The organism is Mesorhizobium sp. WSM4846 (assembly GCF_055811415.1).
In genome coordinates this window covers 200621-219499 of sequence record NZ_JBVVPZ010000005.1, presented here as the reverse complement: position 1 = coordinate 219499, position 18879 = coordinate 200621, and the positions used below count along the sequence as shown (strand labels likewise).

Here is an 18879-nt window from a genome sequence, read left to right as displayed (position 1 = left end):
TCAGCCTTCCGCTCTGGAAGGACCGGGATAGGCCCCATTGCGCCCGTCTCCGATCTTGACGAGCACGATCGTGACATTGTCCGTTCCCCCGCGCGCCAGCACCATCTGCAGCAGGTTTTCGCATGCCGCCTGAGGTGTCGCCGACACCGCCGCCGCCTCGATCTCGGTGTCTGTGACATGCGCTGTCAGCCCGTCGGTGCTCAACACGAATATGTCGCCCGGCATGATTTCGCCTTGCTGGAAATCGATGACGATCTCGTCGCTGACACCGACCGCATGCGTGATGACGTTGCGGCGCGGCCAGGCGAGCGCTTCGGCTGCGCTGATCATGCCCTTGTCGAGAAGTTCCTGGACTTCGGTATGGTCCTTCGAAATCTGCGAGATCGAGCCGTTGCGGATCAGGTACACGCGACTGTCGCCTGCCCACAGGCAGGCAAACCGCCCATCCATCGCCAGCAGGGCGGCGACAGTGGAGCCAATGGTTACCCCGCGGGATTGCGATATCCTGCGGATTTCGGCATTGGCCCGGCTCAGCCGGTCCTCGAAGCGCGCGCGAAGATCCGGTGCAGAGCTTGCAATGCCGATCGTCGCCAGATGATCGACAATGCTGGCCGAAGCGACTTCCCCGGCATCATGTCCACCCATTCCATCGGCCACCACCCACAGGCCGGCGTTCGGCTCGACCAGATAGCTGTCTTCGTTGAGCTCACGGACACAGCCTCTGTGGCTAACGCCGAAGCTTTCAAAGGGAAGGGCGACAGTGTTCACTTTGCCACCAAGCGCTTCTCAAGCGTCCTCTGCGGCGCCCCGTCAGGTGCTCGCTCGCGCCAGTTTGCCACAGGCTCGAACGTTAGAGTATCGAAATAAACGTCCGCCCATCTGTTGCCGATGGACAGCCGCACCGTGTTGGGAAATTCAAAAATCATCTCAAAACGCCTTTGGACAGCTGAACCCGGAAAGCGCAGGAAGGAAGAGAGGGTTTTGGTCCGAACTGGCCTGGACCGTATAGGCGACATCGCGTCCGCCGATCACGAAGCGGGCTTGCGTGTTGCCGCCGGTGCTGGTGATATCGGCCTTGTCCAGCAGGCGCTTCAGTGCCCACGGACCGTCGAAGTTGATCGCGGACTCACGGCCCGGCATTTCGGGAATGAGTCTCAGGCTCGCCGACGCGGAAGCCATGCCGCTCGGCCAGGTCACCGTGCTTGGCGCGTTGCCGGCCTGGTTGCTTTGGACGATCTGGCCATCGACGTCGAGTACCGCCGTATCGGCATCGCCATGCAGTGAAAACGGCGTAAAGGTGATACTGACCGACGGCACAGAACCACCTGAAGGAAAGAAGGCGTTGCGGATTTCCGCCGCCAGCTGGAAGTTTTTCAAGGTCGACTTCGACAGGTCGCGCCCGAAACGCGCATCCTGCTTCCAGGTCCAGTCCTGGCCGGTCATGTCAATCAGCGATGCCAGATTCTGTGCGAAGAACCGGTCCATCAGTCCGCCTGGAGCGAACAGTTTCGCGAAATCCGCCATCGCGATATCCTCCGGGCCATCGCTGGCGAAAGGATAACGGCCCTCGACCATCTCCTCGCAGGCGCGCGTCACCGTCTGGTCGAGCAGCTGGTTCAAATTCGTCTGCGAGGTTTCTGCGACGTTGCCGTCAAGCTCGTCGGCGGTTGCAGTAACCATTCGGGCGAGTTGCTTGGGCAGCCGCGAAACATTGGCGCGAAGGGTGGATATCTGCAGCTGCAGATTCATGTTGGCGCGTTCCGTTTGCGAAGGGACATCGGCCGCCAATTGCAGGCTTTGATGGATGTCGCGGAAATTCTGGGTCAGTGCATCGATGGGGCGGCGCCCAGTGGGACCGTTCACCAAAGCCTGGAATGATCTGAATTGCGCTTCGATGTTCGCCCCGGGATTCTGGTTTTGCGCGCGAGCGGACCCCGTGCCGGCCCGGCTTTGCGATTTGCCGCTGGCGATTTGAATGCCGATGCGGGCCAATCCGCTGGCGATGTCTGCAGCGTTTTGCGGCTGGTTTTGAAGCATGCCGGCTTCGGCCTCGGAGCCGGGCTCTTCGCTGGAACGAGCGTCTCGCGTCAGCGCTGTTTCGTCGGCTATCGCCGTAAAAAGCTGGTCGATTGGCGAGCTTGGTGACGCAGCGGCGGAGAGCGCGATATAGTCCGGCTTGTCCTCCAGCATGGGCTTGAACTTCAGCTTTTCGAGAACGCCGTTCCACGCAGCGGCGAACTCCCTGCCATAGCGCTCGACAAGTTCGGGACCGAGTTTTGGCAATTCCTGGTCGATGCCACCTTGCTCGGCGCCGCCGCCGAGAACCCACTGGTCATCGACAAGCATCTGCGCAATGCGCGAGAGTTGTCCGAGATAGAAGTTGTTGAAGCCGCTATAGGTGTAGATACCGGGCACGCGAAGGCCTGACAGATCGCCACCATCGACACGCTCGAACAACAGCTGCGCTTCCGGGCCGCCTTTGACGGAGACTGAAAAATCGTCCAGTGCTGCGGCGTATACCGCCGACTTCACCAGGGCAGAGGCACGATCGGCAAGGCTCATGCGTCCAAGCGAGCGTTGAGCGGCTTCGACAAGTGGCTGATTGAGTTCGAAAACCGGATCATAGGCGTCGTCCAGCGCCAGCATGGCCCGCAGATGCTTTTCGAGTTGCGCCCGTCCCTCGCGGTTGTTTTCACCCGGATACCGGTTCTGCTCCCAGTCCTGCTTCATCCACGACACTATCAGCTCGTCGTCGACCTTGGGCGCCTTGCCGCCAAGCATCATGTAGATCTTCAGCGGCTGGTAGAGCGCGGTGGGATCAGCCATCCTGGCCTGGATCGTCCGTTCGGCCTGAAGCAGCAGGCGCGAGCGGAACATGCGCTCCAGCGCCTGCCGGTAAGCTGTCTTTGATGCCGAAAGAAGTCTTTCCCTCTGACTGAGGCCGAACGTCTCCTGGATCGGGGTCGGCAAGTCACCGGTGTCGAACCCCGCCGGCAGCTCGCGCAACTGGTCGAGCGGGCCGATGACGTTTTCGAGGTCGACATCGGCGACTTCAGTGCTTTTGAGGAGCGGGTCCGCCGTCTCGCGATACTGGCCTGCAGCTTGCGTGGTAGAAGCGATCAGCGACCTGTTGGCTGAAAAGCTCAGGGCCAGGGTGCCGAGAGCCGCGGCAGCCACCAATGCTATTGCGCCAAGGCCGCCATACCTGGCGATCGCTGCACGCCTTTCAGCCGATTTGTCGTATGAAACCCAGCCGGATTCCGCGAAAATGACGCTGGTCAGAAGATCATGTAGGAAGAAGCTCTTGCCGGTGCCGGAAAGATGGGCGCGAGAAGCGCTGCCGAAACTGCGGCCGATTGCGCCCAGCACCTGGTCGATCGGCGTGCCCTCCTGCGTGCCTGACGAAAAATAGAGACCACGCAGGCTGACATTCACCTGGCCGCGGGCCGGATCGAAGATGCCGGCGACGAAACCGGCAATACGGCTTTTTAGCGCGTCAAATTGAGCTGGAAAGCCAAAGATGGCTATGCGCGCGACCGGATCGGCCTCTTCCTGCAGGCGGTCGGCCATCTCCTCTGCCAGGCGCTTTGCCAGTGCGTCGAGTTCGGCCGGTGCCTCACCGGCCATGTTCTTGCTGCGATCGGCGGTCTGGAATGTCGCGCCCCACACTTTGCGGCGGCGCTGCTCGTCGAAGCCGCCAAAATAATCCATGAAACCGGAGACAAGGTCGGCCTTGGTGAAGAGCAGGTACACCGGGAACTGGATTTTCAGTGTTTCGTGAATTTCGCGCAGACGGCTGCGTATTTCGACGACATGGGCGTCAAGCTGCCGATCATCGAGGCTGATGAGATCGGCAAGGCTGATGGCCAGAATAACCCCGTTTATCGGTTGCCGGGTGCGGTATCCCTTGAGCAGCGACAAGAAGGCGAGCCAGCTCTTCTTGTCGCTCTGCGCATTGGAATCCTGCGTGGTGTAGCGCCCGGCGGTGTCGATCAGCACCGCCTGGTCGGTGAACCACCAGTCGCAGGATCGTGTGCCGCCAACGCCGGCCACTGGCTGGGCGTCGCCCGAACCGGCAAGCGGAAAATTCAGGCCCGAATTGACCAACGCCGTTGTCTTGCCGGCACCAGGCGGGCCGATGACGACGTACCAAGGAACCTCGTAGAGGAAATTGCGCTTGCCGCTCGACCGCTTGAGCGCAGCGATGGCTTCATTCATCCGAGTCTCGAGCACCTGCGAGTCGTCGTCCCTGTCGTCGCGGGCGACTATCGTCTCGAGCGCCTTTTGCGCCTTTCGCTTTTGCCAGAAACGCACTCCATAAAACAGCGTCGCGATCGCAACGATCACGCCGATGATCGTCACGCGCAGCCAGACGGGTGCCAGTGGACGCGTGTCGGCAAAGCGGATCAATGGTCCGGCAAACCAGACGGCTGCCGCGAAACCGGCCAACGCGATCGCGCTGAATATCCGCAGCAGCCAGCGCGTCATGGGCGCTTCCAAATGGCCGTGCTCACAGCGTTTCCTCCTTGGGGATCATCAAGTCGACACGGCGGTTCTGGGCGCGGCCTTCCGGCGTCGCATTGTCGGCGATCGGTTCGTCTTCACCCTTGCCGTCGACGGTGATCCGGGAAGGCTTGCTGAACCGTGGCGCCATGACAGCTGCGACGGCCTTCGCCCGGGCGATGGAAAGGTCGAAGTTGGATTTGAACTCGCTCGATTTCCGCGGCTTCACATTATCTGTGTGGCCGACGATCATGATCGGTCCAGGCTCCGGTTCGAGTGCTGCGGCGATGTCCGCGGCGATTGGTCCAAACTCCGGTTTTATCTCGGCCCTGCCGGACGGGAACAGCAGGACATTGTTGATCTCCACGATGATGAACCTGCCCTGCGTGCCGACGCTCAGCCCGCCGCGCGCGATAGTCTTGGCCAGTGCCGCATGGATGCGATCGATCTGAGAACGGGTAGGGGCGACAGGCGGAGCGACTTTCACCGGCGCAGCCGACGGCACCACGCTGGCGCGTTCGATGGCGATCGGAGTCGACGGATCGAGCGCCAGCAATCTGCCGGCAAGGGCATCGCCCTCGTCGGTAATGAAGACCCGCAATGCGAAGAATGCCGCCGTCAGCAGCGCCGACGCAGCCGCCGCAATCACCCAGAGCGGCAGCCGGGCCGACGACTGTGGGCTGGACACCGCCAGGCTTTGCCAGTGGGGGGAGATGTCGTCGTCGGCGCGCGTCCTGAAGTAACGAAGCGTCTCGTAGACGTCGCGGCGAACGCGTTCGAGATTGTTGTCCTCGCGCGCAAGGCCTCGATACTGGCCTTCGAACCCCAGCGACAGGCAGGCATGCATCAGTTCAAGCAAATCGTAGTGTGCCTCCGGCGCCGCCAGTATCTTGTTCAGCGCTTGGTAGAAGCCTGAGCCGGTGGGCACGACGTGAAAGAACTGTGACAGCATGCTGTGCTGCGCCCAGGCGTCTGTCCTGGGCCAAGGCAGATTGCCGATGAGGTCGTCAGCGGTTTCGCAGAGAGCAAATTTTGCGATCCGTGCATCTTCTTCGGGAACACCGGCTTTCTCCATTGTCCGGTCGAACTTTTCGATCGCCTCGGCGACATGTTCCGCCAGCTGCTCCGCCTGCCTTTCGACAGCCATAAGCCTGAGCTGGCCAAACAGCATCAGCAAAGGCGCGGCCGCGGCGAGGATCTGATTGGCTGCGGAATATTTGACGCTGTCCGTGGCATGCAGCAGTATTTCCTGCTGAATGCCCGGCGCCGCCGCAACGGAGCCGGTTGCCGCCGCTGCGCCGGGGTCTGCGCCCTGATAAATCACGGTTCCGGATGTCCAGCCCGGCGGTGCATGCCGAGCGACCGGATCGAAAACCGTTGAATCCTTGACCGGCGAGGGGCCGGGGCGCCCGCCGTCGGCAACGGCCCGCTGGGGATCGGGCGCTGATTTTTCAGCACGGCGCGGTGCGCGAATGACGGTCTTGCCCGCTGGGCCGAAAGGGTCGTCCTTCGAGCTCATCGCCAATCGTCCGTGCACGCGTCGGTGCCGCATGCGCGCCACATCAGGGCAAGACGGTCCCCGGCCGGGCGCAGGGACTGCAGGCGCAGGAACTGCAGGCGCTGCTGACGAGGGCAGTGTCCGGAGGAAGGTCGGCTATATCTTTCTAACCCGCAGTAACATGACATGTGCCGCAGACCCCCAGGTCAATCAGCCTTACCCGCTGGCGAACTGTCGAAAATGATCGTAAGCTTAGAAACGGTCGATTGGAACCAGATGCAGCGCTGCCAAAGAATTTTTCTTCGCCAACGACAGCGCCGTATCTTTGGGCTCGCCAAGGATACATTCCACCTGGTGCGTGATCCGCTCCGCAGCCGAAGCTAAGCGCAGCAAACCGATCCGATTTCCGGAGCACCTGCCAGATTTCCAGTCTACTTTTGCTTGTCGGCTTTGGCATAGGCTTCGCTGAAATAGGCCAGGAATATGTCCAGCATGCCGTTTTCGTGTGCTTCCTCCATGGTCCGCCATTTGGCGACGAAGGCGTCCCAGGCCAGGCCCTTCTTCGATGTGAATGACGTCGGTGGGAGTTTTTTGCTGATCGCCTCAGGCGACAAATCGTCAAGCAGCCGGGAGAGCGCAGCTTGCATGGCCGCATAGGTGGCAAATTCGTGCGTCTTGAGATCGCGGAACGCGTCCTCGACACTGTGCCTGGCATCAAGGTAGCCGGATCTGCGCCGCGCAAACATGATCTCGAGGATGTCGTCGGTTCCCGGGACGAATTTTAGGGGATTGTTGTCAGCAGCGCTGATCATCGTCCGGTGTGTGCTCTTGGCCAGTATTTTCGCAGCCGCACGTGCCTTCAGCAGCAGGGCCAGTTCCTCGACAACCGTCCGAAGCACCGCGCCGATTTCGGCGGCCACTTCATGCGGATCACGCGATTGAAGCAGTTCCGGCGCGATGCCGGCTGCGATCGCGATGTCCCGCAACACCTCGTCCTTCGTCGGGAGAGGCGCGGGCGTCGAAGCGAGAGGCGCGAGCGGCGAAGCCACCGGTGCTCTCTGCCCGGGCCGTTGCGCCACCGGTTCGAAGAAAGGCTGGTCTCCGAAATCCTGCGGCCGGCCGGTTGCGACAGGCATTTGTCGCTGCGTCGAACCGTGGCTGCTTTGAGGATGCCCTGTCGCGGCGCGCTCGTCATCAATCGAAACCAGGACGACATAGCGGCCGATCAGCAACCGGTCGCCCTGACCGAGCCGGTGAGGGCCGGCCATCCGCTGGGTCGATCCATTGATGAATGTGCCGTTGCGCGAGATATCGTGCAGCCAGAACGCGCCTCCCTGGTAACGCACTTCGCAGTGTCTGGCGGAGATGAACTTGTCGGGATCGGGCAAGGTCCAATCACAGGCCTCGCGGCCGATTTCAAAGCTGCGATCACGAGCGGAGTAGCCGGTCGACATACCGGCGGGCAGGGAGACGACATTGTTGATCTGCAGCCTGATGAACATTCAAAATCGCCGTCGATCCTGTCGGGAAACTCGCCCAGGACACCCCATTATACCAGCAATTTGTGAGCGGCGGCACAGAAGCGTTCAAGTCGATGATTCCACAGGCGACCAGGCTGCAGCCGCCAAGCGTTCCCCTTTGGTCGGTGCAAGACATGTGCTAGGCTCACGCAGAAACGAGCGGCGGGAGGGGGCACGACCCATGCCGAACGAACGTGCTACGGTTGTGCAGACGCCGGTTGGCGCTGACCTGTTGACCTTCACGCATCTTGTCGGGCGCGATGAGATCAGTCGTTGTTTGGCCTATACGGTCGGGTTCGTCAGCAGCAGCCCCGAAATCGATCCGCTGAAGATGCTGGGCGGCGCGGTTTCGATCGAGGGTGAATCCGATCCCAAACGCTGGTTCAGCGGCCTTGTCTCCGAGTTTCGGCTGACCCGGATCGAGGACCGTCTGGCCTACTACGAAGCCGTCATCAGGCCATGGCTCTGGTTTCTCGGCAATACCACCGATTGCCGTATTTTCCAGAACATGAGCGTCATCGAAATTGTCGAGGAGGTTTTCTCGAAATACAGCACGGCAAAATTCGAGAAGCGGCTGCAAGGGTCCTATCCGCCGCGCGAATACTGCGTCCAGTATGACGAGAGCGATCTCGATTTCGTGCAGCGGCTGCTCGAGCACGAAGGCATCCTGTATTTCTTCGAGCACGACGAAGGCAAGCACACGCTTGTGCTCGCCGATGCCATGAACAAGCTCAAGCCGGCGCCGGGTTATGAAAAGGTGCCCTATCACTTTGAAGGGCAGGGCTCCCGGCGCGATGTCGAATACATCACAGAATGGATTCCGGGCAGCTCGGTGCGGCCGGGCGCCTATGTCCATACCGACTATGATTTCGAGAAGCCGGGCGCCGACCTGATGGCCAAATCCGCCCAGCCGTTCAGTCACAAGCTGGCCGCGGGCGAGAACTACCGCCAGCCCGGCGCGCATCTCGACGTCGGCCGCGGCGACAGCCTGGCCGCGATACGGCGCGAGGAAATTCAGGCCGTGCACCAGCGCATCGCTGCAGTCGGCACCGTGCGCGGCCTGTATTCCGGCTGCACCTTCAAGCTGGACGGCTTCCCAAGGGAAGACCAGAACCAGGAATATCTGGTGGTCAGCGCCGAATACAGGCTGTTCGATCCCGGCTACAGAGCCCTTGCCGACGTCGAAAGCGAGAACTTCAAGGTGATCCTCGGCGTGGCGCCGACCGCCTTGGCCTATCGCCCGCCGCGGGTCACGACACGGCCGATCATGCGCGGTCCGCAGACGGCGACGGTGGTCGGCCCATCCGGCGAGGAAATATTCACCGACAAATATGCCCGGGTAAAAGTCCAGTTCCACTGGGACCGTCTCGGCAAGAAGGACCAGAACAGCTCCTGCTTCGTGCGGGTTTCGCAGACCTGGGCCGGCAGCGGCTGGGGTTTCATCCAGATACCGCGCATCGGCCAGGAGGTGATCGTCGACTTCATCGAAGGCGATCCGGATCTGCCGATCATCACCGGCCGCGTCTACAACGCCTCGCAGATGCCGCCCTACGGACTGCCGGGCAACGCCACGCAATCCGGCTGGAAATCCGACTCCTCGAAAGGCGGCGGCGGTTACAACGAGCTGATGTTCGAGGACAAGGCCGGCTCCGAACTGGTCAATTTCCAGGCGCAGAAGGATCACAACCTTCTGATCAAGAACGACCGCACCAAGCTGGTGCAGCACGACCAGTCTGATCGCATCGACCACGACGCCAAGCACTCCGTCGGCCACAACCTCGACGAGGACGTCGGCAACAACAAGACGGTCAAGGTCGGCGTCGACCAGACAACCGATATCGGCAACAACGACACCGAGACGGTGGGGGTGAACCGTTCGCTGACGGTGGGGTCGAACGAGACGATCGGAATTGGGTCGAACTCGACGGAGACGATCGGCGCCAACCACACGCAGACGGTCGCGATCGTCCAGACGGTGACCGTTGGCGCGGCTCGGGTCGATTCAGTCGGCGCATCCGAGACCCGGACCGTGGGTGGCCCGCAGGCGAATACAATCGGTGCGACACGGTCGGTCACTGTAGGGGCGGCGCAGAGCCACGACATAGGGGCGGCGGACAGTTGGAAGATCGCTGCTGCCCAGAGCGTGCAGATAGGCGCCGGCCAGACGATCAAGATCGCAAAGGATCAAGGAACCGATATCGGGGCTGGGCGATCGGCCAAGATTGCCAAGGACGACGCCACCGAGGTCGGTGGTTCGCGCGCACTGAAAATAGCCAAGGGCAGCCTTGTTCAGGTTGGCGAGGACGGTGCCATTAAGATTGGCAAAGATTTATTGATAGAAGCCGGCGATTCCATCGTGATCAAATGCGGGTCGGCAGCGATTTCGATGAAAAAGGACGGCACTATTAACATCGAAGGCAAGGACATTTCCGTCAAAGGCTCCGGCAAGATCAACGTGAAGGCTTCAAGCGACATCACGATGAAAGGTTCGGAGATCAAGCAGAATTGAGGGCGGCCGGGATGACCAAGACCAGAAAGCGGATCGAAGGGGTAATAATCGGAATTTTTCTAGGCTTCGATGACGAGGCCCCGCTTGTCGTGTTCCCAGGCAATGCGAAGGAGACCGCCGTAAGGGCTCGAAGCCTGGCCGAGATGAGTTCCGACATGATTGGCGCGGAGGTGGCGCTAATGTTCGAAGACGGTGATGTTGGGCGGCCTCTCATTGTAGGGCGCATTGTGAAACCAAGTCGCAAGACGTGGGCTCCGGAAGTCATACGCGACGGCCAACAGGTAAGGATCGTGGGCGATGAACGAATAGAACTGCGCTGCGGCAAGGCCACAATCATCATGGAAAAGGACGGCCACATCACTATTCGCGGTACCTATGTTACGAGCCACGCGAGCGCCGCCAATCGTATCCGTGGTGGCTCGGTGAACTTGAACTGATGGTGGCGCCAGTCCTGCGCGATATTGTCCGACAGCATGCCGAAATGGCGGCGTTTCTCTGGACGATCTATGACCAGCACCTGCTCCATCCCGACGAAAATCCGGAGATGGACGAAGTGCGCCTTGCCCGCCTGGTCGAAAGGTTGGAGGCCCATCTGGATGGTCTGCGGGTAGCCGGAGACCTCGGCCACAAGATCGCGCAGCAGCGCTATGAGGAATTCCCTGAGGCGGGAGAGCTCTTCGTGCTGCGGATGCTGGCAGCGCCAAATCCAATTGAGATCGTGAATCTGGACCTTACAAAGGTGAGGCAATATCTGGGCGTGACGCTCAGCCAGAACCGATGACCCGCAATCCTAGATTAGCGATAGTTGTTCATATCGACGGTTCGCAGAAAAATGTTGCCGTCATAGCCCATTTCGAAGCCAGACCAGTCGGTGCCGTCGAACAGAAAGAATTCGTGCCAGCCCGCGACAACAAGAAATTCGTCGGTCGCCGACATTGTAAAGCCCTGTTCCGTTTCCAGCATGGGCACGAGCTCACGTCCCTTCTGCACCGAAACGCCATAGCTCATGTCCGACCAATATCGTTTGCCGCGAAATTCACAGATGTCGAAGTAGTCGACCTCATCGGCCTTCAGGGCAATCAATTGGCTGTCGCGCAACTCGTAGGCCGCCCCGTTCGCCCCACCAATGTATACCTCGCCTTCAGGCCCGGCCAGGACGGTATTGAAGTTTTCCTCGACGCCCAGATCAATACGGTCCCAGTGCCGCCCGTCGAGTCTCAGAAGAAGACCTCGGTCGCCGGCGCAATAGATTGGCCCGCCCTTGCGGCCATGAATATCGTTAAGCACAGCCTCGTCAAAGGTGTCCAATTGGCCCCATTGGCCTCGCTCACGCAGATAACTCACGCCGCGCCCTCCAATCGCGAAAACACGGTCGCGGGACGGCGCCCACAAGCGCGTCAGCACACCTTCGGGCAATTCCGTGCGTGACGCCGACCCCGGGGGGAGGTCGTGGATGATCCCGCCGAGTTCGAGCGCGATATGATCCTGGGTCCCGAAACTGACGTGCGAGCGTATTGCGTCTTCGATCTGAAGCCTTGCGTTGAAACGAATGGTTCGTCCCAGCTCGATTTCCAGAAGATAGGATCGGCTGAACTCGTCATCGGGATCGCTCAGCTCGAAGCTCGCGCTGAAGCGATTGCCGCCATGATGAAATCCGTCAACGGCTTGGACATCGATTTCTTCGGGGTCGAAATCGGCGATGGATTCAGGTTCACGCATCACTTCTTCCTTACCGGTTTAGCTAACAACTGAGCATGCGTCGGCTTCGGTGCTCTGGCGCAGTCAACGAGGTAGTCGAGGAGGACGAGTTTGAGGCATTCGAGCGCGTCCGTCTTCTCCTGTGGGGTGCAGCTCTGCAACTTTTCATGATGGTCGCCGACCGCCTGCTGCACCTCCTTGATCGCATCGCCTAAGGTCGGGCTGCGCTTTTTCTTCAAGAATTCGCGGACGACTTTCGTCTTCTTGTTGTGCGGCGAGCCGCGCTTCGAGCCCGAGCCGGATTTGCGGAATCCGGTCTTGGTTTTCTTGTAGGATTCCATGCAGATGCACGGCGCGGTGTCGACGTCGTAGTTTCCCCAGCCGGAATAGTTCTCGCCGCCGCGACTCCTCTGGAACATCTGGTTCTCAAAGCAGTGCTCGGATTCCGTCGGATGCGCGCAGTCAGAATCCTTGTGTTGATGGACGTATATCCCAACGTTGTTCAAAATTGTCGCGCAGTCTTGCCCACCGACGGTTAATGCCGCCGTATGCGGCCACGTAACCGTGTTTCCGGTCGGCGATGCATGGTTGTTGGTGGCCAGATCCGTCATGCGGATGACCGGCTCGCCATCGAACTTCACATCGTTGGACCAGGAATTGAAGTAGCCCTTTCCGGTATTCTTTGATGTGATGATGCCTTTCTTGGCGGCGCAGCCGGCCTCGGTTCCGGATGTCCTGGACAGGTCCGACTTGTTCTTGATGTTGACGGTCTTGCCGCCGATCTTGACGGTGCCGGTGCCTTGCTCGGTGTCGCCGGCCATTCCGAAGCTGGGGTAGGGGATGGGTACTCCAGGCGGCGTTGCCGGGTTTTCCGGTGGTGTGAAACAGACGTCAGGGAATGCGGCGATCGTCTGCGCGTTCACAGCCTTGCCGGAAATTTCCAGGCCGTTGGCGAACACTGCGCCCATCACAGCGCCCTCGATGCGACGATCGCCGCGCCGCAGGCGCCGGCATCATTCGATGCCTCGATCAAGACCGGATTTCCCGCGGCATAATCTTTGCGCGCGGCGGTAAAAGCCATGCCAATCATGAGGGGCACCACGGCGGCTCCGATATTGCCGAGAGATTCGCCCGGCGACCAGATGTCCTGGAATTCGTGCCGGCCGCGCAGCAGGCGCAGGCTGGCCAGCGCGCTCTGCTTGAACCAGTATTGCTCCCCTACGAGATCGGCAATCCGGTATCCGAGGCGGTTCATTTCGATCCCGGTTTCTTCGAACGCCGCACGATAGGCTGCCGTCATGCCGTCGGCGCGGAGTGGCAAATCTTCGGTGTTGTAGATCGACGCGTTCTCGCGTGAGAGCCCGAGACCGAACAGCCGCATTCCTGTTTGCCGACGTTGGGTGCAGATCACCGCAGCCGCCGCTTCGCCGGGTATGAACCCGTTGGGATTTCGAGGCGTAAGGATGCGGTTGCGTGAAAGATAGTGGGTGACCGTCTGACTCGTTAGATAGCTGTCGACGCCGGCAATCACGACAAAGGGCACATCGCCTGACGCCAGCAGCCGTCGAGCATGATCCAACGCGACAATGCCGGAAGGTCTTCCGTGCGCGATTATTCTGGAGCTTGGGTGCAGCTCGATTTCGACGATCTCCGCAATGCTCCTGAGCAAACCGGAATCATCGCGGACATACCTACCAGGCCGGTCCTCCTCGGGAAGGCATAGGATCAGTGCTGTCTGGCCGCGTGCCTCGGGTATGCTTTCGAATGCTTCACAAATGGCACCGGCCGCCAAATGCGCCATGCGCCTGTCGCCGATCCAATTGCGCGGCAGCGGGATCGGCGCACCGGTCAGCCATTCGCCGGCGGAGCCAAGAAGCCGCGTCTGCTGGAATCCATCGAGTCGTGCCCGCATCGCTGCGCAGGCCGATGGCGCGTCGAGGCCGACAGCCGTCACCATGCCGATCGAGACGATGTCGAGCCTCGTGCTCATGCGGCTTCGCTCTCTCGCACTGGCGTGATGCGGTTTATGCGAATGTAGCGTTTTCCCTTGCTCCTCGCCCTCAGCATAGCGGGCGTCGGCGGGCCGACCCAGCACTCCGAGAAATCGATGATGGTCCGCTGAATGCGTTGCGACATACGCCAGACCAGCGAGAAGCGGCGCTTCTCGGGCTCGAGGAGAACGGTATCAGGATAGATGTCGGCCTCGTAAGCCTTTTGCCGGCCCTTGAACAAAGTGATGGGCAGTGCCGTCGACGGCATCCGGAAGCTCACCCGTCCTTCAGGCGTCAGATTGACGAGTTGCACCTCCTCGCCGCCCTTCGGCGGGTCGATCTGTTGATCCGGCGGCGCCATCTGGAAGTAGCGTTCGTCGAAATCCGGTGGCAGGAAGGGAAAGATGTTTTTCGTCCAGTTTTCGTCATAAGTCCCGCCATATTCGATCCGGCCAGGCCAGCCGCGTCCCATCGGCCCGAAACTCATCGGCTTGTAGTCGCCGAACGGCGAGCGGATTTCTTCGCCGACAGCTTGCGTATTCGGTAACCGTAGGCCCGGAATGAGGCGCTGGTTCTTGGTCCGCGACCAGCCGGTTCCGACCGGGTTGTATTTGTAGCTGGCGGGGAGCTTGTCCTCCGGGTCCAGTCTGTCGACGCCACCCCAGGCAACGTCATAGGAGATGGGCAATTTCAGGAAGGGCTGCGGCGACGTGGCGGTAAATACCGGGCCGATTGGCCGCCATTCGCGGTGGCCGACGACCTCGAACAGTTTTGACCAGTTGCCCACCTTGATGCCGACCGGCACGCGTTCGGCCGGACGTCCTCCCGGAGCGTAGGCAAATCCATTGGCAATCACGTCACAGCGCGGCTTGCGAAATGCGAAGTCGGTCTCCCAAAGCGTGGCCGAATAGCCGGGCTCGCCGGTGTGCGTGTCGGCCATGACCAGCGGCGCCTGCTTTGCAGATTTTTGCACCAGCCCGCCAGGCGTTGCAGGAAAGTCGAACGTGCCCTTCACCACCACCACGATCCACTCGTGGCCGGCCTTGTCCATGCCCATGGTGAATTGATGCGGATACCCCATCTGGTTCCAGATCTGCATCAGCTGGTCTCCCAGTTGGCGGCAAAAATCTGCTCCAGCGTCGGTTGCGGCGATTGCGGATCAATATCGAAAATGTCTGAACGGGCGGTCCACATCACCATATCGCTGATGATCTCTTCGCCCGGCTCGAGCAGCGGCACCGGCAGCACGCTTAAAGTGGCATCCAGCTCGTCGGGCGTCATCTCGCCCTGCTGGGCGGCAAAGGCAGCCTCTTCAATCCCGGCAAACCAAGCATCGGCGCGAGCCAGTAGAATGAACGCGTCGGGAAGCTGCGCAACGACGCTGAGAGGGAACTGCCGGCCGACCCTGTCGGCGCTCTGCAGAATGATGCCCGCCGATGCGCCAAAAGAAGCCGGGCCGGCCAGGAAGCGCAGCGCGGTGGTGCGCGGCCAGGTTTCCGAGCCGATCAGCGGCACGATGTGCTGCGCCAGCCAGCGGTCCCAGCTGCGCACAAAATCCCCCGGCAGCCGCCGCGTGACGAAATCGCCAGTGGCGGGCATTTTGCCGTAAAAGCCTGGCAGGATCATATCTGCGGCGGACATGAGAATTTCTTGAACATCTGCAAATTGTAGGGGTTCTCGACGCTTGCCGCCTTGAGCTCGAAATCGGCGTACATGCCTTGCGTGCCCAGTCGCAGGCTGTAGACGTCGGACAGCGAGGTGCCGGTGAAGCGGCCGCTGCGCAGCAGCCTCAGCCACGCCCAGCTGCCGGTTTCGTTCAACATGACTTCGGGCGAGCCGTCGATCGGCTGGAAGGCGAGCGAGATAACGCCTGTGCCGTCCTTGCCGGGCCAGGTCATCGGCTGCGGCCGCGTCGCGTTGTTGTAATAGACGAGGTTCTGGCCATCGAGATTGAGCGTCACGCGCGTGACGTTGGGCGACAGATCCGTCGGTTGCAGCGTAAAACTCATCACCGGCCCCGTACCGCCTGAAAACAGATCGTCGCGGATCCGCCTGGCCTGTTCGAACGCCGCCAGAGCCGCCGCATCGAGGCCGAAATCGGCGCGCCATTTCCACGGCTGGCTGGCGGTGTCGACATAGCTGATCAAATGGTCGTTGATGAAGGTGTCGATCATCCCGGCCGGCCCGAACAGGCGGGCGAAATCGCGGACATTGACGTCGACCGCGCTTTCGGGGCTGAACGGATAGCGGTCGTTCAGCGCCGCCTGGCAGAACGGCAGGATGTCGGCGCGCCAGATGGCGTTAAGCTCCGAGGTGACCGCCTTCTGGGTCAGGCCGCTGGTGTCGCCGGCAATGCCGCCGAGCCAGTCGTCGACCGGATCGGGCAGGATCTGCGCTTGCCTGGCGACCGCTCCCGTCAGTTCGGCCAGCCCACCCTGCTTCTTGATGGCGTCCTGCGGATCGGGATTGGCCGTGACCGTCTGCAGCACGTTCGAAAGTGCGGTCAGCGCCACCACCGCGGCGTCGAGTGCCGGCGGCTGGCCGTCGACCTCGGCGATCGCCCCCTTGAGCGGCTTGAAATGTTCGGCAACCAGGTTGCCGGTAAGATCCACCTCGTTGGCGGATCCTGCGCGCGGCAGCAGTTTTGCACCTGTCTTCACGATCTTTCCAAGCTTCCCCAGCTTGCCGAGCAGTTTCGAGGTGCCCTTGGCTGCCGCCTTGTTGTCGGCCGGCGCTTCATCGGACCGGGTCAGCTCGGTCTCCTGAACGACCGCCGTAAGCAAACGTTTCAGCGCCGAGTCGGCACTCGAAAGGTCCTTGAGGTTCTCGCTGGCGACATTCAGGTCGGCCAATGGCGCTAGCCTGATATCGCGCAGGATGCTGTCCCATTGCGCGATGTAGTCTTCATAATAGAGTTTCAGAATATCCTCGGACAGCGCCGAGACAGAGGTTTCGGAATTTTCCGAGCAGCCTCCGGCAAACACCGCGCGATCCAGCGCGGCCTGGGCGGCGACATCCTCGATCCGGTCGAGAATGGCATCGTGGAAGCCGGAATAGGTGAACGCGCCCGAAATGCCGACGCGCAACGTCTTGTCGGAACGCCGCGCAAAAACCTTGGCGCCGTTGGGGCCGGCGAAATTCGCCGGGATCCATTCCTTGAGTCCGGCCACCGCCGGATCGGCCAGCAACTGCCTGTAGGCACGCGCCGGCAGCGAAATCGTGCAAACCGTTTTCAGCGCCTCGGCAACCAGCGCCTGATCCGGGGCGATGTAGCTGTCGTCGACCGTCATGCGACGGATCGCGGCAAGCTGGTGTTCTTCCGCATCGGCGGTCGGAAACGGCGCCGCCGGTGCGAATTCCGGCAAATCGTTGACCCACCAGCTCTGGACGTAATCGGCGTCCATCTGCGACAGGCCGGTCATCATCCGATAGGTTTTTAGCGCCCCCAGCATGAAATCCGGATCGCGGATCTGCCGCCACATGGTCGCCTCGAGCAGGGCGACCATGTGCGGCTCGAGGACGTTGCGCAAAGCGTGGTCGTAAGTGTCGGCCTGCGCCCGCAGCAGCTCTGCCGACGCCGATGGCCCCAGCAGGTCCTGGGCACTGCTCGGCGGTGCGGTACGGGCATTTGCGACCTCTGCCATCGCATTGAGCGCGCTGTCAATGGCGGGCTGCTCCACCGATGCCGGGCTCGCGGCTGCCGCGGTCAGCGGCGCCTGCAGCGCTTCGAACTGGCCCGCCTGCGCTGCGATGGCATTGCGGTTGTCATAGTAGGACCAGGTGAACATCGCACCGGCCAACAGGGCGGCGGCGGCACAGGCTGCCGCGGCGCCCCGCCAGATCCAGGCGCGGCGGCGCTGCGCCAGCGGATCGAACGTCCCCAGGCCGGCTTCCCTAAAAATGACCTCGGTCAGCAGGTTCTTCAGGAAAAAGCTGCGTTTTTCAACGCGCGGCGCCGGCATCGCCCGTCGCGGCGGAAGACCGAAGGATGACGACAGCGCCGCGGTCAGCCGGTCGATGGGCGCCCCTTCCTGGGTCGCCGACGTCAGATAGACGCCGCGCAGCCAGGCGGCTTCTTCGTAGCGGCTTTCGCCGAACATCGCCTCGACCAGCACCTGGATCGGCTCGGACAGGCTCGTCAGCTGGGCGGGAAACCTGAAAATCTCGGCGCGGGCGGCGAGTTTGTCCTCGTCTTCCAGGCGCGGCACCAGCCGCCGCTCGAGTTGCGTCGCAAGGGTTGCGATTTCCCGTTCTATGGTCTTTGCGTCGACACGCGCATCCAGCGCGAAGGTTGTCCCCCAGACCTGCTCGCGCGAGGCCGTCGACAGGCCGCCGAAGAAAGCCTCGAAACCCTTGATCAGATCGGCCTTGGTCAGCATCAGATAGACTGGAAGGCGGATTTCGAGCCGGTCGTTGAGCTCTGCCAGGCGACGGCGGATCTTGCGGCCATGCGCCTTGATGGCTTCGTCGCCCTCTGAAAGCACGTCGATCGAAAGCGCGACGATCACGCCGTTGAGCGCCCGGCGGCCGCGATGCTTTTTCAGGAGGTCGAGGAAGCCCAGCCATTCCGCCGCATCGACGTCCGGCTGGCTCTCCTGCTGCACGTAGCGGCCCGCCGTGTCGATCAGAACTGCATTCTCGGAGAAAAACCAGTCGCAGTTGCGGGTGCCGCCAACCCCCTGCAGGTCGTCGGTGAGGTCGATGGGAAAGTTCAGGCCGGACTGGCGCAAGGCCGTGGTCTTGCCGGTGGCCGGCGGCCCGACGATCACGTACCACGGCATCTCGCGCAGGAACTTGCGTCCGCCGAGCTTGCGGCGCTTCAATTCGACCATCACCTCGGCGAACTTGGCGCCGACGGCGGCGACGTTCTCTTCGCCGGGGCTCAGCGGTTTTTCCACCACGGGCGCAGCGATTTCGGCGACGAACATGCGGTTGGCCCGGATCGCCCGGCGCTGCGCGACGATCAGCCAGATCAGCCAGAAGATGACCAGCAGCGCAATGATGACGATGCGGACATTTTCCGAGGCGAAGGGTTCGTAAGCACCGACCCTGACGATCGGGCCGAACACCCAGATAACCAGAGAAAGCAGCGCGATGCCGATCAGCGTCCACAGCCAGCGCGATGTCAGAACCGCCCAGAGGAAGCGCAGGATGAACATC

Annotated in this window: 13 protein-coding genes; 3 read left to right on the top strand and 10 right to left on the bottom strand. The window is 61.5% G+C overall.

Annotation, left to right across the window (positions count from 1 at the left end; genetic code table 11):
- The 4 genes from AC0L15_RS07505 to tagH all read right to left on the bottom strand — a co-directional run bounded on the left by AC0L15_RS07505 (position 1) and on the right by tagH (position 7503).
- On the bottom strand, positions 1-768 hold the full coding sequence (locus AC0L15_RS07505) for a PP2C family protein-serine/threonine phosphatase (protein WP_287244492.1): 768 nt from the start codon (positions 766-768) through the stop codon (positions 1-3).
- Positions 769-927: 159 nt separating this feature from the next.
- A complete protein-coding gene (gene tssM, locus AC0L15_RS07500; protein WP_287244490.1) occupies positions 928-4488 on the bottom strand; it encodes a type VI secretion system membrane subunit TssM in 3561 nt (1186 codons plus the stop codon).
- A 22-nt stretch (positions 4489-4510) separates the two neighbouring features.
- The gene (tssL, locus tag AC0L15_RS07495; RefSeq protein ID WP_287244488.1) at positions 4511-6022 is read right to left on the bottom strand and encodes a type VI secretion system protein TssL, long form; all 1512 of its coding nucleotides are present in this window, start codon (positions 6020-6022) and stop codon (positions 4511-4513) included.
- Positions 6023-6432: 410 nt separating this feature from the next.
- On the bottom strand, positions 6433-7503 hold the full coding sequence (gene tagH / locus AC0L15_RS07490) for a type VI secretion system-associated FHA domain protein TagH (protein WP_473496072.1): 1071 nt from the start codon (positions 7501-7503) through the stop codon (positions 6433-6435).
- Between the two features lie 199 nt (positions 7504-7702).
- On the opposite strand from tagH, the gene AC0L15_RS07485 reads away from it, so the two are divergent.
- Genes AC0L15_RS07485 through AC0L15_RS07475 form a run of 3 tightly spaced genes read left to right on the top strand, consistent with a single transcriptional unit; the run spans position 7703 to position 10811 of the window.
- Positions 7703-10030, top strand: a complete 2328-nt coding sequence (locus AC0L15_RS07485; RefSeq protein ID WP_287244483.1) for a type VI secretion system Vgr family protein — start codon at positions 7703-7705, stop codon at positions 10028-10030.
- 11 nt (positions 10031-10041) lie between these two features.
- On the top strand, positions 10042-10467 hold the full coding sequence (locus AC0L15_RS07480) for a DUF6484 domain-containing protein (RefSeq protein WP_287244480.1): 426 nt from the start codon (positions 10042-10044) through the stop codon (positions 10465-10467).
- Positions 10467-10811: a hypothetical protein gene (locus tag AC0L15_RS07475; RefSeq protein ID WP_473496071.1), complete on the top strand. Its 345-nt coding sequence runs from the start codon at positions 10467-10469 to the stop codon at positions 10809-10811. The genes AC0L15_RS07480 and AC0L15_RS07475 overlap by 1 nt, the downstream gene beginning before the upstream one ends.
- A 14-nt stretch (positions 10812-10825) precedes the next feature.
- Here the strand turns inward: AC0L15_RS07475 and AC0L15_RS07470 are convergent, their stop codons facing one another.
- Genes AC0L15_RS07470 through tssM (AC0L15_RS07445) form a run of 6 tightly spaced genes read right to left on the bottom strand, consistent with a single transcriptional unit; the run spans position 10826 to position 18878 of the window.
- Positions 10826-11749 carry a beta propeller repeat protein gene (locus tag AC0L15_RS07470; RefSeq protein ID WP_287244477.1) on the bottom strand — a complete coding sequence of 308 codons (924 nt, stop codon included), beginning with the start codon at positions 11747-11749 and terminating at the stop codon, positions 10826-10828.
- Positions 11749-12696, bottom strand: coding sequence for a DUF4150 domain-containing protein (locus AC0L15_RS07465; RefSeq protein ID WP_287244474.1), 948 nt, complete (start codon positions 12694-12696; stop codon positions 11749-11751). Before AC0L15_RS07465 ends, AC0L15_RS07470 begins: the two co-directional genes overlap by 1 nt.
- Positions 12696-13718, bottom strand: coding sequence for a 3-oxoacyl-ACP synthase (locus AC0L15_RS07460; protein ID WP_287244472.1), 1023 nt, complete (start codon positions 13716-13718; stop codon positions 12696-12698). The genes AC0L15_RS07465 and AC0L15_RS07460 overlap by 1 nt, the downstream gene beginning before the upstream one ends.
- Positions 13715-14818, bottom strand: a complete 1104-nt coding sequence (locus tag AC0L15_RS07455) for a DUF2169 family type VI secretion system accessory protein (protein WP_287244470.1) — start codon at positions 14816-14818, stop codon at positions 13715-13717. Before AC0L15_RS07455 ends, AC0L15_RS07460 begins: the two co-directional genes overlap by 4 nt.
- Complete coding sequence (gene tagF, locus AC0L15_RS07450; RefSeq protein WP_287244467.1) at positions 14818-15345, bottom strand: type VI secretion system-associated protein TagF; 528 nt, start codon at positions 15343-15345, stop codon at positions 14818-14820. Before tagF ends, AC0L15_RS07455 begins: the two co-directional genes overlap by 1 nt.
- Positions 15342-18878, bottom strand: a complete 3537-nt coding sequence (gene tssM / locus AC0L15_RS07445) for a type VI secretion system membrane subunit TssM (RefSeq protein ID WP_287244465.1) — start codon at positions 18876-18878, stop codon at positions 15342-15344. Before tssM (AC0L15_RS07445) ends, tagF begins: the two co-directional genes overlap by 4 nt.
- Between the last annotated feature and the right edge of the window lies 1 nt (position 18879).

Bases quoted from the DNA above. Each gene is read 5' to 3' on its own strand.
- AC0L15_RS07485 (WP_287244483.1), top strand. From the start codon at position 7,703: ATGCCGAACGAACGTGCTACGGTTGTGCAGACGCCGGTTGGCGCTGAC.
- tssM (WP_287244465.1), bottom strand. From the start codon at position 18,878: ATGTTCATCCTGCGCTTCCTCTGGGCGGTTCTGACATCGCGCTGGCTG.
- AC0L15_RS07475 (WP_473496071.1), top strand. From the start codon at position 10,467: ATGGTGGCGCCAGTCCTGCGCGATATTGTCCGACAGCATGCCGAAATG.
- tssL (WP_287244488.1), bottom strand. From the start codon at position 6,022: ATGAGCTCGAAGGACGACCCTTTCGGCCCAGCGGGCAAGACCGTCATT.
- AC0L15_RS07470 (WP_287244477.1), bottom strand. From the start codon at position 11,749: ATGCGTGAACCTGAATCCATCGCCGATTTCGACCCCGAAGAAATCGAT.
- AC0L15_RS07465 (WP_287244474.1), bottom strand. From the start codon at position 12,696: ATGGGCGCAGTGTTCGCCAACGGCCTGGAAATTTCCGGCAAGGCTGTG.
- tssM (WP_287244490.1), bottom strand. From the start codon at position 4,488: ATGACGCGCTGGCTGCTGCGGATATTCAGCGCGATCGCGTTGGCCGGT.
- AC0L15_RS07480 (WP_287244480.1), top strand. From the start codon at position 10,042: ATGACCAAGACCAGAAAGCGGATCGAAGGGGTAATAATCGGAATTTTT.
- tagF (WP_287244467.1), bottom strand. From the start codon at position 15,345: ATGATCCTGCCAGGCTTTTACGGCAAAATGCCCGCCACTGGCGATTTC.
- AC0L15_RS07460 (WP_287244472.1), bottom strand. From the start codon at position 13,718: ATGAGCACGAGGCTCGACATCGTCTCGATCGGCATGGTGACGGCTGTC.
- AC0L15_RS07455 (WP_287244470.1), bottom strand. From the start codon at position 14,818: ATGCAGATCTGGAACCAGATGGGGTATCCGCATCAATTCACCATGGGC.
- tagH (WP_473496072.1), bottom strand. From the start codon at position 7,503: ATGTTCATCAGGCTGCAGATCAACAATGTCGTCTCCCTGCCCGCCGGT.